This is a genomic window from Nitrospira sp., from assembly GCA_016788885.1.
Taxonomy (GTDB): domain Bacteria; phylum Nitrospirota; class Nitrospiria; order Nitrospirales; family Nitrospiraceae; genus Nitrospira_A.
Genome location: JAEURX010000010.1, coordinates 92,543 through 104,583, shown reverse-complemented (window position 1 = coordinate 104,583; position 12,041 = coordinate 92,543). Strand labels below are relative to the sequence as shown.

Sequence of the window (12,041 nt, the reverse complement as noted above, 5' to 3'; positions counted from 1 at the left end):
GGATGAATAGTCTCGATCAGACCATACTCGGCTTCTTCAATCAGTTCGCCCAGCATTCCTGGACGGTCGATAGTCTGATCATGACGATCAGCGACAGCGACCTGTTGAAAGGGTATCTCTGCCTGCCGCTGCTCTGGTGGGCCTGGTTTCGTGGTCCCAGACAGGAGGAGGATCGACGAACGGTCTTACTCACCATCGTGGGCGCCCTGTCCGCAGTGGCAGTCGCCCGCTTGCTTCAACTCACCCTGCCCTATCGATCCAGACCGATTCACACTGCCACCCTGCAGTTCACCCTTCCCTATTCCATGCCGGCCGACTTCCTAGCAGGGTGGAGTTCGTTCCCGAGCGACCATGCGTCCCTCTTTTTCGCCCTTGCAACCGGCCTGTGGCTGGTCTCTCCGATGATCGGTCTGTTCGGGTTTCTTCACGCGGCCGTGCTGGTCTCCTTGCCGCGCGTCTATCTCGGCCTCCACTTTCCGACCGATATTCTATCGGGAGCGCTGCTGGGCGTGACCGCCGTGATCATAACCTGGAAATGCCGCGGCCTGAGCCGACCATTACTCGACGACATCCTGAAGTGGAGCCACTCCAGCCCGCACCTGTTCTATCCCGCATTTTTCATCGTGACCTCTGAACTGGCACACCTCTTTAAAGATTCACGGTGGCTCGCCGAGAATCTCTGGCATCTCGTCAAGGCCGCCGCTGTCCACTGAGTATCGCCGCGCCTACTTCCTCGCCTTCCGCATCAGGTTTTTCCTCCCGCATGCCAGATGAGAGTCGCACTGGAACCGGTGAAAGCACTCCACGCTGTGGCACCGCTCTCAGAGCTTGAACAAATATGAGCGAACGGTATGCGCGGGGGTGTTGGAGATTTGCATCCAAGCCTGGAAGTAGCCGACACATGCCTGGTCGGAATTGTGTCCCGAAGTCTCCGGCGGACATGCTCGCGGAACGAACCACGACTGGATGGATGGCAAACACGGTTGAGGGAATGGGAGTCGTGGAGTTCGGAAACGATGGCGAACCCCATCTTACCGTGGCCGTGTCGAACGTGTAACGACCGGAGAGATGAAAGCCCAGATCGAAACCGTTCCAGCCGAGTCCTCCTGGGGAAGACAACGACGGGGCGACGTCCGTACCGTAAGAGATATCTACAGGAACGGAACCATCACGCACGCCCTCACCCCCAAATGGGCAAGGAAGCCCGCAGGAACTGCCGCCGCCGTTTTGCAGCTCAGTCGGGTACAATGATGCGCATGAGCCTGAGAATCGATCCCACGACACATGAATGGGCGGGGCTGGAGCGGGTGATTGTCTTCGACGGCATCTGCAACTGGTGCAATGCCTGGATCAATTTCACGATGGCTCGCGACCGAGGCCGCTTTCACTTCGCCACCCTGCAATCCGATAAGGGCCAGGAGTTGCTGAAGCTGCTCGAATTGCCCGCCCGGGATTTCGAGACGTTTGTTCTGCTGGAACGCGGCCGCGTGTTTACCAAATCCACCGCGGCCTTGAGAATCGTCCGACAACTTTCCGGCGGCTGGCCGTTGCTCTCGCTATTCTGCCTGATACCCCGCCCCCTGCGCGACGTGATGTACAACTATGTGGCGCGCCACCGCTACCGACTTATGGGCAAGGCCCCATCTTGCCGGGTCCCCACTGCCGAAGAACGCAGCCGATTCGTCTGAGTCGTTCGCGGTATGGCGCCGCTGATGGGAGCGGCCACGATCGTGAGAACATTTCGCCGCTGCCGCCCGTTTCGGCGTTAGAACCATCGCGAAGTGGCCTCATCGTCACAGCTCCCATTATAATGAGTGCGCGGCTAATCCGGTAAGGAGCGGCGAAGCATGGATATCGTATCTCACGGCCTATGGGGCGCGTTGGCTTTCGGGCGGAAGAGTCGCGCGAGCTTTTGGCTGGCCTTCGCAATCGGTCTGGCGCCGGATCTGTTCTCGTTCGGCATCCTGTGGGTCGCCGCCGCGCTGGGGCTGTCGCCGCAGCCGGATTTCAGCCATGGGACACCGCCGGAATCCACCATCCCGCCCTATGTGCATCATCTCTACAATGTCACCCATAGTTTCGTGCTGTTTCTTGCCGTCTTTGCCCTGCTCTGGGCTCTCACAAAGAAGCCGGTCTGGGAGCTCGGCGCCTGGGGCTTGCACGTGTTGGTCGACATTCCCACCCATTCCTTTGCTTTCTTCCCGACGCCGTTTCTCTGGCCGCTTTTTGATTGGAAATTCGACGGGTGGCAATGGAACCAGTCGGCCATCCTCATCCCAAACTTCACGGTGCTGTTCCTGTGCTACGGCTGGTTCCTCCTGCAGCGGGGACGTCCCGCCCTCAGGCCCGAACGGGTACGCGAGTGAGCGGAACGGATTCCATTCGCGCGAGTTCGGCAGGTATTGCGGCTTGGTTCAACCGAGACATCGCATCGAATGTTGCAGGACTCCTTCAACGCATGACCGGGGCAACCGGATGTGTATCAAGCCAACTTCGCCCCATCAGGCCACGAGCATATTCTCTCAGCGCCTATGGCCGCCCCTTCCCAAAACCAGACGGATGGCGCAACTTCACACTGCCTGACGATCGTTGATCACGCGCACCTGCCTCTTGAGGGATCGCTTTCACACGAGTCGATCACCGGATGACTTCCGGGACGATTGTCCCCTGCGCGCTGGCCAACAGATGTTCGTGTCGAATCGTTCGAGCAATGAGGTCTGCCATAAGACCGTGTCCGGCTCCGTCAAGGTGCATCGTATCGAGGAACATGGAGGGAAGAAATTCCTGACGCTCCCCCAGGTTCAAAACCCTCACGCCTTCACGAGCCAACAGAGACTCGGCCCTCGCACGGAACCGTTGATAGTCTGCCCCGCGATCCACGTCCGGCTGCATGACCGCAAGAAATTGAAAGTCAAATGCGCCTCCAAGTTTATGCATCTTGATGAGATTGTCGGCATAACGGCTTGCGGCCAGATCCAGCGGCTGCGGCGGTATCTCCTCTCGCGTGAACCACCCCATCCAGAGTCCGATTCGCGAGTGTCGTACGCGAGTGACAAGTCGCGGGAACACTATACGGGGAAGGGCGTAGAGACGAGTGAGCAGCGCGGAGTCACTGAGCTGTGCCGAGGCAACCAACTGGTCCTCGATCTCATCGAACCCGTTCATCCCGAGCAGATGCGGATCACGAACCTCAAGGTGCTTGTAATAGTCATTCCACCCATCCAATGCGATGACCACGTCAGGGTGTAAATCCACTAACTCGGTCAGCAGATAGGTGAGTTCTTGTCCTGAGCCATGGCCGATCACGGCGGCATTGATGACCTCCACGTTCAGGCGTTGTGCAAGCTGAGACGCGACCGTCTCTCTATCGCTCTCGAGGCCCGTCCCGAACGCCGTGGACCCTCCCACCAAGACCACTCGCGCAGGCGTATCGAGTGATCGATCACCTCCACTGATTCGAAAACCGTGTGCATCGGTTGAAAAATGATCGGAATGCTGATTTGGCAAATTGGCGTAAATCGCAAACGGGTGTAGTGCGAGTTGTAGCGGCCCCTTATGCTCATACCCGAGGTCTCGCCCATCATGAGTCACAAAATGCCACCAATAGAATGGCTTGAACTGCATCGAGAGTTCCGTCCACTGCCTGGCATGCTCCCTTTCGAGCATCAACTCCAAGAGGCCGAGAAGACAGAACGAGAGCCCAGGAACGATCACAACCAGTACAACGATGCAAGGGAGCATGGGAAATGGTCGACGTTGATGAGACATACGCAGCATATACCGGAAAGCAAGTCGTCTACGACCAGCTTCTGAGCAATCCGTATGCCTGCCTACGCGTTGCACAATTGTTCGATATTGCGACGCCGCCGCATGAACTTTGAGCGAACTCGCACGGGTCGCTCTGTGCGCCCATTGAGTCTGTCGAGCTGGCGGCTATTACCTTCAGTACCTTCGCTGCCGTGCTTCGTTCAGCTGCCCAACATCGATGGCCTGAACGTCAAATGGCGCACTATGCTTATAGCGATCCGGCAAGACCGCGAGCCTGACGACGAGACTGGATCGAGCCATTCGCTCATATTCGGCAAGGGGGCGCTCGATAAGGCGTGATATCTGGCTCTATGTGGCAGCGGTGACCGGTGGGATCGTCGTGTGGAGTCCTCCTTTGGGGAGTTTCTTATAGACGCGAGGCTCTGCATTCCGATCTGTATTGGCCTCTCGGCCTTGCGGTGGTCTGTGCACTGTCCACCGTTCTTGGGCACCCTGAACCCAACACACCCTGATGTTGGGGAGCTGCGCCCCTCGCCGGACACATGACCTGCATGCTGCGGACACAAGGTCCCGGCAACCTCTTGCCGCTCGGAATCGTGAGGTTCGGTATGATTACCGTGCTTTCGATATTGATCGCGAAGGTAGGAGCCTTTGTGGCAAAGAATGGCGGGACCTCGGCCTAACGCCAGGGTCGCTCAATAGCTCTCCGAACTGGCGCCGAGTACCACCGGATTACCGTTTGGTGGCTTTCCGTACCAGTTCCTTCTTGCCGCGTGGCAGATGAAACTCGCACATCAACCGGCTGAAGAAGTCCGCTCCTTCCAAACGCGCGAGTTCGGCCGGCACGGTAACTTCTTTCAACGACTGCCCTTTCATCGGCTCGATCCGGATGTGCACCGGTTTGCCCTTGTGATCCTTGCCGGGAGTGAGCAAGCCGCCTCCCACGATCGCGCCCTTTTTATCTGTCAGCACATGCATGGTCCGCTTCGCTTTCACGTGCACCCTCCTTCGAAACGTTTACACGTTCCCGCCGCCCTGAATCGTAAAATGGGCCAACTCCTCGCCGATGTTGGTCACCGTGACCGAATAGACGATCGGACTCGGTGAACCGGGATGCAGGCGAATGGGCTTCTTTTCCTTGGTATGCTCGCTGACCATGAGCCGCACCGGGTTGATCCCGACGCCGTCGGCCATGATCCATTGAGCGCCGAAATCGAACCCTCCCCACTCCGCTTCATTGACCAGGCCCCCAAGGGCGAGATGGATACGGGTGGATTCACCGGGCGCCAACCAGAAATCTCCGACCTGATTAAATGCCATAACAGGCCTCCTCTAAAAGTTCGGGCGCATTATAGCGGACAGGTCTACGCGATGTAATCGGTCATCTGAGTTGGATGGCCAGGAATTCGTCGCGCTCAACGGCGGTCCGCTCTTCAGGTTCTCCGAAGCTATTTCGATGATGGTGAAGTGCCGGAACCAGGCCGACATCGACGAGATGTGGGCTAAGTTGTCGGACGGCGGAGAGGAAGGCCCCTGCGGCTGGCTGAAGGATAAGTTCGGCCTCTCCTGGCAAATCGTGTCGCCGGACTGGAACGACATGCTACGGGAGAAGGATCCCGCCAGGGCAGAACGCGTGATGGAGGCGATCTTGACCATGTCGAAACCCAATCTGGCGGCGATCCGACAGGCCTTCGAGCGCGAAACCTGATGGCTGGACGCTTCCCATCTCTTGACTGAGGCCGCTCAACCAGAGATAGTGCGAAGCATGAGATTTGTTGACCACGCAACTTTGCAGAGGCCTGTTCTTTCTACCATACTAGCGCCTCTGGCCTTGAGCCTCGCCGCCTGCGCCTCGTCTCTCGACATGTCTAACGAACGGATTGCAGCGCCTGCTCCCGAATGGGGTATCGTGATCGGTTCCGTGCTGGTGAGGTCCACGCAGGAAACCTCCGCCGGCGGAAGAGCGACCAGCGACCAGGCCTCGATGTATGAGTTCGATGTCGTGCAAACGCAGCCGAGGGACCCGAATGGAGAAAGCCCCTATGTCTCTCGGTACCAATTGGAAGCCAGAGCCGGGCAGGAACGCCCATTCCTCGCCCGGCTTCGGCCAGGGCAGTATCTGATGAAAAGATTTTATCGGACCGGTTTATCCGGCACCGGGGGAGACCTCAATCTCGTCTTCGAGAGCCAATCGGGTCGCGTGGTCTACGTCGGGCAAGTGCTCGTTGAAGTTCCAGCGCAATTCACCAAGGGAAAAGAATATCGCTTTTCCGTGCAGGACGCCCACGAGGCCACTTTCTCGCAACTCGCCCCGCAACATGGCCATCTGACGCAACAGGCCGTCACCGCTCCCATGCGGATTCGCCAGGACGAGAACCGATGACAGGTCTGGGCGATACGTATGTTTCATTCCCTCCCCGCACCCACCTGCGCCCCAACGACACTGAACTACAGGATGTCAGATGCCACACGTGTTGATCATTCATGAGGTCGAGGCCTACCCGGCCTGGAAAGTCGTGTTCGACAGGGCTGCCGACATCAGAAAACACGCAGGTGAGATCAGGTACCAACTTCTCCGGCATGACCGGGACGCAAACTCGATCGTGCATTTCTCCGAGTGGTCGTCCCTGGAGCAGGCGCGTCGGTTCTTCGAGTCGCCCGAATTGGTGGAAATCCGGAAACAGGCCGGCGTGAAAGCCCCCGAGTTTCTCTATCTCCACGAGATCGAACGAGGCGTGCTGTAGCTGCCCGAGCGGACCGGTCATCGCAGAAGCTGCAGCCTCCCTTCTCTTTCATGTCTACTTCATTTTCTTGTGAATTCAGGACCCAACGCCTACACTCTCCCTATGGACAACCTGCATACCCCTCCTTAGGCAGACCACCGCATCACAACATTGTCACAGGAAAGAGCTGGACCTATGTACCGTTACCTGAAACTGTCCCTCTCCCTTAATCTCATCCTGCTCGGCTTCATCCTCACCGGCTATGTCGGCCCCAGCGTGAAGACCACGTTCATGCCGGACGTCGAAGCGCCGGTCATCGGGAATCACACCAGGATTCATCCCCTCGGCATCGTCATCGGCTCGGTGACGCTCGGAGATCGCGTGTTCGTCGCGCCCGCCGCGTCGGTCCGTGGTGATGAAGGGCGGCACATCCATATCGGCAACGATAGCAATGTGCAGGACGGAGTCGTGGTTCATGGCCTGGAGACCTTCGAAGGCGACCACGAACTTCCGGAGAACGAGGTCGAGGTGGACGGCAAGCCCTATTCGGTATACATCGGAGACCGCGTGTCGCTGGCTCACCAATCGCAGGTCCATGGGCCGGCCAAGGTCGGCAATGACACCTTTGTCGGGATGCAGGCGCTGGTCTTTCGCGCGGAGTTGGGCAATCGTGTCGTGGTCGAACCGGGAGCCAAAATCATCGGGGTCAAGGTGCCTTCAGGGCGGTATGTGCCGGCGCTCTCGGTTGTCACAACCCAGGATGTGGCTGATAACCTGCCGCTGATCACGGATCGCTATCCCTATCGAAACTTGAATGACGGAGTGGTCCACGTCAATGTTCAGCTCGCCGAAGCCCGGCAACCGCAAGCGATTGCTCGGTAGGAGGCGCTCGGCGCCAGGCGTGCGGGGATCGAGCAATAGGCGAGCCCGCAAGCCATCTGCAACGGCTACTCGATCACGCTGAACTCGTAACGGGACCCGCTCAGCGCCGCCAGCAATTCCGACGCATGCTCACGACCCCGCGTTTCCATGGTCACGTCCAACGCCGCCTCGTTCAGGCCGACGCCATAGTGGGCGCGGTTGTACGACGTCTCCACGATGTTGGCGCTGGCTTTGGCGATCACCGCGGTCAATCCTTCGAGCGAGCCGGGATAGTCCGGCAGCCGCACGCGCAGCCGCAACCGCCTTCCATCCCTGACCATTCCCCGCTCGATGATGCGCGCCAGCAGATTCACATCCAGATTCCCGCCCGATACGAGCACGGCGATGTTTTTTCCACGATGCCCCGTCTTGCCTTGCAGTAATGCCGCCAGCGCCACGGCCCCTGCTCCCTCCGCCACGGTCTTCTCTCCTTCGAGCAGCGTCAGGATCGCCGCCGCGATCTCGTCTTCGTCGACGCTGTGGATCTGATCAACGTACCGTTGCACCAACGGGAGCGTCCGGGAGCCGGCTTTTCTCACGGCGATCCCATCAGCCAAAGTCGGGCCGGCCGGCAGTTCGACCGGAGCGCCGCTCCCCAGCGCCGCGCTCATTGACGGCAGACGGGCGGTTTGCACACCCACCACTTCCACCTGGCTCGCCCGTTCCTTTATCGCGCAGCTCACGCCCCCGATCAGCCCTCCGCCGCCTACCGGCACGACGATCACCTCCAAGGTCGGATTCTGCCGCAGCAGTTCTAAGCCGAGCGTCCCTTGCCCGGCGATCACTTCATCGTCATCGAAGGGATGAATGAAGGTTGCGTGCCGCTCCTGACTGCGCTCCATCGCCGCCTGGCAGGCCTCGTCATAATTCTCGCCGTGGAGTACAACGTCCGCTCCATGGTTGCGCGTGGCTGAGAGTTTGACCAACGGCGTTGACCGCGGCATCCAGATCTGGACAGGAATATTCCGTTGGGTCGCATGGTAGGCCACGCCCTGCGCGTGGTTGCCGGCCGAAGCCGCAATGACGCCGCGGCGGCGCTCCTCATCGGTCATCATGAGAATCCGGTTGAGGGCCCCCCGCTCCTTGAACGACCCCGTCATTTGAAGATTTTCGAGCTTGAGGAAGATCGTGTTGCCGGTGAGCCGCGACAAGGTCCTGGAATGGACCAGTGGTGATTCGTAGATTGACGGTTGGATACGCGAGGCCGCGGCCTCAATCGACTGCGCGGTCACCATGTCTGTTCGTCCTTTCGCTGGCTCAACCTGATTCAACAATAAAAAACCCCTGGTGGGGTTGAATCCGCCAGGGGCCTCTGCTGCATCAGCACGACGTTCGGTGGCAGGCAGGCTCAGGCGGAGCTGGCGATCATCATCGCCGCCGCCATGCTAATGCCGATGCCCTGCCGATTGATGGTCATGTTCGATTCGTCACATGGGCAAACAATTCACGAAGGCGGAGCATATACCAGAGTCGTCCGGTGGATCAAGCACGCCTTTGGGGCCAAATGGTGAACCGTCAACGCTTCCGAGAAGACGTCAGCGCCTATCCACCGGGTACGCCATGGTATCGTGTCGCGACAGCAATCGTGGACGAGTCTCGCGAGAAAAAGTAGAATGGACCCGGTTAGCCCGCTTCTTCTAGTATCACGTCGCCGTCGCCTGACTGATCGCCCTCGAATCGACGGCGTTGGTTATGTGTCTTCACCTCACGCGGAGCACTGCATGCAAAAGACTCGCATCATCTGCACCATCGGCCCGGCGACAGAATCCTACGAGATGCTGCAGAAACTCTACGACGCCGGCATGAGCATCGCCCGCCTGAACATGTCTCACGGCGACCACGAATCCCACGCCAAGGTCATCCAGCACATCAAGACCCTGAATCGGAAGGTGAAGTTCCCCATCCCCATTCTCCTGGACACACAAGGTCCGGAGATCCGCACCGGGGATCTCTCCAACGACTTGAACCTGCGACAAGGGGAGATCGTCTCCGTCACGACGCGCGGACCCTTGAACGTCGAGGAAAGCTCGATCCACATCAATTATGCCGACCTTCTCGAAGCGGTCAACGTGGGCGACCGGATCACCGTGGACAACGGGTTGATTAATTTCGAGGTGCTGGAGAAGCATGAACGCCACATGCGATGCCGCGTCCTGGACGGCGGGCTGTTGAAAAGCAAACGCCACGTGAATCTCCCCGGCGTGCGCGTCAATCTTCCGGCCATCACGCCCAAGGATACGAAGGATATCCTGTTCGGCCTGGAGCGGGATGTGGACTTCATCGCGCTTTCGTTCGTCCGGGAGGCCGGAGACATCGAGCAACTAAAGGCGCTCATGGGCGACAAGGTCGGACGGGTCAAGATCGTCGCCAAGATCGAAGATCAGGAAGGGGTCCGTAACCTGGAATCCATCATCAAAGAATCGGACGGCATCATGGTGGCGCGTGGAGATTTGGGCGTAGAAATCAATCTCGAGGATCTCCCAAACGTCCAACGCACGATCGTCCGACTCTGCGCCGAGTACGGTAAACGCGTGATCGTGGCGACACATTTGCTCGAATCCATGATCCACCATCCACACCCCACCCGCGCCGAGGTCACCGATGTGGCCAACGCAATCTACGAAGAAGCTGATGCCGTCATGCTGTCCGGCGAAACCACGGTGGGCAAATATCCGGTCAAGTGCGTCGAATATCTTCGCAGGATTGCGCTCAAATCTGAAACGATACCGGGACTCCAATTTGCGAAACACTTGCGTGATGCAGGCAATAAACAGCAGCTGGCGGCAGCGGCCGTGCAACTTGCGGAAGGGGTCAAGGCCAAGGGCATCGTCGTGATTACCAGACGCGGGATCATGGCTGACCTCGTGGCGAATTGTCGCCCCTTCGCCACCAACATCTATGCCTTTACCAACATGAGCCAACCCCGGAGGACCATGTTGCTGAACCGCGGGGTCTATCCGTTTAAAATCGATTTCAGTTCAGACCCGGAAAAAACGCTCCAAACGGCATTCCGCATCCTCAAGGATCGTGAGCAGTTCCGGGCCGGAGACAAGGTCGTCATTATCTCAGACGTGCTGGCGCAGCAACGAGTCGATTCAATTCAGATACGCGACGTGCCGTCGGACGACCTTCCGCCGGACGCGTGATGTCTAGTCGGGAATCTCCGCCTCGACGAGTTTCGTCAGCAGGGTCAGCGATTCCTGCCAGCCGAGGTAGCAGGCTTCCGCGGGAATTACCTCGGGGATCCCCTCTTGCACGGCGGTCATCTCGGTCCCGCACGACACCTGTTTCAAGGTAACGGTCACATGCATCTCCCCCGGCAGGTTCGGATCGTCGAACACGTCCGTGTAGCGGATCCGCTCGTACGGCGTGAGCTCTAAGTATGTCCCGCCAAATGAATGGCTCTTTCCTGTGGTGAAATTCGTGAACGACATTTTGAAGGTGCCATTCACCTTGGCATCCATGTGATGCACTTTCCCGGTGAACCCGTTCGGCGGCAGCCACTTCGCCATCGCATCTGCATCGAGGAACGCCCGATAAATTCGTTCCGGCGTCGCGCGAAGCACACGGTGAAGTCGGACGGTATTGGTCGGCATGCTCCTGACTCCTTTTCCAAAGGGATTGGTTCCCGCTCGCGTGGGAGATGGGCTCATCTTTCGTCCTGCGGAGCATGCCAGGATCTACACACACTGTCCAGACAAGGCCTCTGCGGGGCACAAGAACAATGGAAGAAGCAGGATCGGTCTGTTACAGTGACGGTGGCAGGCAATCAGCCTGGCGGATATTCTTCAAACGGACTCACCACGATCGGCGGTGGCACTCAGCATGAGGCCGGACATGAGGCCGGAATGCATCGCCTGGAGAAGGATGACATGATGAACGTTCGGTATCCTGTCGGCATTCGCAGACTCGCTCCTTTCGTCCTGACTTGGGGACTCGTCCTCGCGGGCCTCACCGGTTCAGGCTGTCAGACCGCCTATTATGAAACGATGGAAAAACTCGGCTATCACAAACGCGACCTGATGGTCAGTGATGTCAAAAAAGCGCGGGACGCCCAGCAGGACGCCAAAGAACAATTCAAGTCGGCGCTCGATCGCTTTACCAAAACGTTGAACGTCCAGGGCGGCGAGTTGCAGGATAAGTACGATGTGTTGAATGACGAGTATCAACAGAGCGAGAAGCGCGCGCAAGCCGTACGTACCCGCATCGCTTCAGTAGAAGATGTGTCGGAGGCGCTCTTTGCAGAGTGGGAAGGCGAATTAAAGCAATATTCCAACGCGTCGCTGCGTCAGAAAAGCCAGAAGCAGCTTACGCAGACGCGAGCCCAGTATGCGCAGTTGATCAAGGCCATGAAACGCGCGGAGGCGAAGATGGACCCGGTTTTGGCCAAGCTCAAAGACCATGTCTTGTTTCTGAAGCATAACCTGAATGCGCAGGCCATCGCTTCGCTCAAGAGTGAATTGACTACAGTGGAAGGAAACATCGACGCGCTGATCAAGGATCTCAACGCCTCCATCAGCGAAGCAGATAGCTTCATTGCGTCCATGGAAAAAGAAAACGCCTGATTGTCGGGGGGTACCCACTTGCAGATCTTCACCACATGACAGAAGCCCGGTAGGGATGAATGGG

General features: G+C 58.4%; 13 protein-coding genes and 1 pseudogene. 9 read left to right on the top strand and 5 right to left on the bottom strand.

The features are described 5' to 3' along the window. The first annotated feature begins 2 nt into the window (after positions 1-2). From JNL86_02590 to JNL86_02580, 3 genes are all read left to right on the top strand, one after another. Positions 3-713 carry a phosphatase PAP2 family protein gene (locus tag JNL86_02590; GenBank protein ID MBL8041789.1) on the top strand — a complete coding sequence of 237 codons (711 nt, stop codon included), beginning with the start codon at positions 3-5 and terminating at the stop codon, positions 711-713. Positions 714-1,256: 543 nt separating this feature from the next. Continuing rightward, positions 1,257-1,688: a DUF393 domain-containing protein gene (locus tag JNL86_02585; protein ID MBL8041788.1), complete on the top strand. Its 432-nt coding sequence runs from the start codon at positions 1,257-1,259 to the stop codon at positions 1,686-1,688. A 159-nt stretch (positions 1,689-1,847) separates the two neighbouring features. Further along, positions 1,848-2,366 (top strand): hypothetical protein, encoded by a 519-nt coding sequence (locus JNL86_02580; protein ID MBL8041787.1) that lies wholly within the window; start codon positions 1,848-1,850, stop codon positions 2,364-2,366. A 271-nt stretch (positions 2,367-2,637) separates the two neighbouring features. Here the strand turns inward: JNL86_02580 and JNL86_02575 are convergent, their stop codons facing one another. The 3 genes from JNL86_02575 to JNL86_02565 all read right to left on the bottom strand — a co-directional run bounded on the left by JNL86_02575 (position 2,638) and on the right by JNL86_02565 (position 5,088). Next, positions 2,638-3,666 carry a hypothetical protein gene (locus JNL86_02575; protein MBL8041786.1) on the bottom strand — a complete coding sequence of 343 codons (1,029 nt, stop codon included), beginning with the start codon at positions 3,664-3,666 and terminating at the stop codon, positions 2,638-2,640. 834 nt (positions 3,667-4,500) lie between these two features. Next, entirely contained in the window at positions 4,501-4,764 is a 264-nt protein-coding gene (locus tag JNL86_02570) for a hypothetical protein (protein MBL8041785.1), read from the bottom strand. A 21-nt stretch (positions 4,765-4,785) separates the two neighbouring features. Next, positions 4,786-5,088 (bottom strand): hypothetical protein, encoded by a 303-nt coding sequence (locus JNL86_02565; protein MBL8041784.1) that lies wholly within the window; start codon positions 5,086-5,088, stop codon positions 4,786-4,788. 28 nt (positions 5,089-5,116) lie between these two features. Between JNL86_02565 and JNL86_02560 the strand changes: the two genes are divergently transcribed. The 4 genes from JNL86_02560 to JNL86_02545 all read left to right on the top strand — a co-directional run bounded on the left by JNL86_02560 (position 5,117) and on the right by JNL86_02545 (position 7,373). Further along, positions 5,117-5,476: a VOC family protein gene (locus JNL86_02560; protein ID MBL8041783.1), complete on the top strand. Its 360-nt coding sequence runs from the start codon at positions 5,117-5,119 to the stop codon at positions 5,474-5,476. Between the two features lie 156 nt (positions 5,477-5,632). Beyond that, the gene (locus tag JNL86_02555) at positions 5,633-6,151 is read left to right on the top strand and encodes a hypothetical protein (GenBank protein MBL8041782.1); all 519 of its coding nucleotides are present in this window, start codon (positions 5,633-5,635) and stop codon (positions 6,149-6,151) included. Between the two features lie 79 nt (positions 6,152-6,230). Further along, on the top strand, positions 6,231-6,512 hold the full coding sequence (locus tag JNL86_02550; protein ID MBL8041781.1) for an antibiotic biosynthesis monooxygenase: 282 nt from the start codon (positions 6,231-6,233) through the stop codon (positions 6,510-6,512). Positions 6,513-6,686: 174 nt separating this feature from the next. Further along, a complete protein-coding gene (locus tag JNL86_02545) occupies positions 6,687-7,373 on the top strand; it encodes a carbonic anhydrase (GenBank protein MBL8041780.1) in 687 nt (228 codons plus the stop codon). A gap of 65 nt (positions 7,374-7,438) precedes the next feature. Here JNL86_02545 and JNL86_02540 read toward each other — a convergent pair whose 3' ends face one another. Further along, a complete protein-coding gene (locus JNL86_02540; GenBank protein ID MBL8041779.1) occupies positions 7,439-8,647 on the bottom strand; it encodes a threonine ammonia-lyase in 1,209 nt (402 codons plus the stop codon). A gap of 486 nt (positions 8,648-9,133) precedes the next feature. Here JNL86_02540 and pyk point away from each other — a divergent pair, with 486 nt between their 5' ends. Then, on the top strand, positions 9,134-10,558 hold the full coding sequence (gene pyk / locus JNL86_02535) for a pyruvate kinase (GenBank protein MBL8041778.1): 1,425 nt from the start codon (positions 9,134-9,136) through the stop codon (positions 10,556-10,558). Positions 10,559-10,561: 3 nt separating this feature from the next. Here the strand turns inward: pyk and JNL86_02530 are convergent, their stop codons facing one another. Continuing rightward, a complete protein-coding gene (locus JNL86_02530; GenBank protein MBL8041777.1) occupies positions 10,562-11,008 on the bottom strand; it encodes an SRPBCC family protein in 447 nt (148 codons plus the stop codon). 351 nt (positions 11,009-11,359) lie between these two features. Here JNL86_02530 and JNL86_02525 point away from each other — a divergent pair. Continuing rightward, positions 11,360-11,977 (top strand): annotated as a pseudogene (locus JNL86_02525) (DUF2959 domain-containing protein). The last annotated feature ends 64 nt before the right edge of the window (positions 11,978-12,041 follow it).

Bases quoted from the DNA above. Each gene is read 5' to 3' on its own strand.
- JNL86_02590 (MBL8041789.1), top strand. From the start codon at position 3: ATGAATAGTCTCGATCAGACCATACTCGGCTTCTTCAATCAGTTCGCC.
- JNL86_02585 (MBL8041788.1), top strand. From the start codon at position 1,257: ATGAGCCTGAGAATCGATCCCACGACACATGAATGGGCGGGGCTGGAG.
- JNL86_02580 (MBL8041787.1), top strand. From the start codon at position 1,848: ATGGATATCGTATCTCACGGCCTATGGGGCGCGTTGGCTTTCGGGCGG.
- JNL86_02575 (MBL8041786.1), bottom strand. From the start codon at position 3,666: ATGCTCGAAAGGGAGCATGCCAGGCAGTGGACGGAACTCTCGATGCAG.
- JNL86_02565 (MBL8041784.1), bottom strand. From the start codon at position 5,088: ATGGCATTTAATCAGGTCGGAGATTTCTGGTTGGCGCCCGGTGAATCC.
- JNL86_02555 (MBL8041782.1), top strand. From the start codon at position 5,633: ATGTCTAACGAACGGATTGCAGCGCCTGCTCCCGAATGGGGTATCGTG.
- JNL86_02550 (MBL8041781.1), top strand. From the start codon at position 6,231: ATGCCACACGTGTTGATCATTCATGAGGTCGAGGCCTACCCGGCCTGG.
- JNL86_02545 (MBL8041780.1), top strand. From the start codon at position 6,687: ATGTACCGTTACCTGAAACTGTCCCTCTCCCTTAATCTCATCCTGCTC.
- JNL86_02540 (MBL8041779.1), bottom strand. From the start codon at position 8,647: ATGGTGACCGCGCAGTCGATTGAGGCCGCGGCCTCGCGTATCCAACCG.
- pyk (MBL8041778.1), top strand. From the start codon at position 9,134: ATGCAAAAGACTCGCATCATCTGCACCATCGGCCCGGCGACAGAATCC.
- JNL86_02530 (MBL8041777.1), bottom strand. From the start codon at position 11,008: ATGCCGACCAATACCGTCCGACTTCACCGTGTGCTTCGCGCGACGCCG.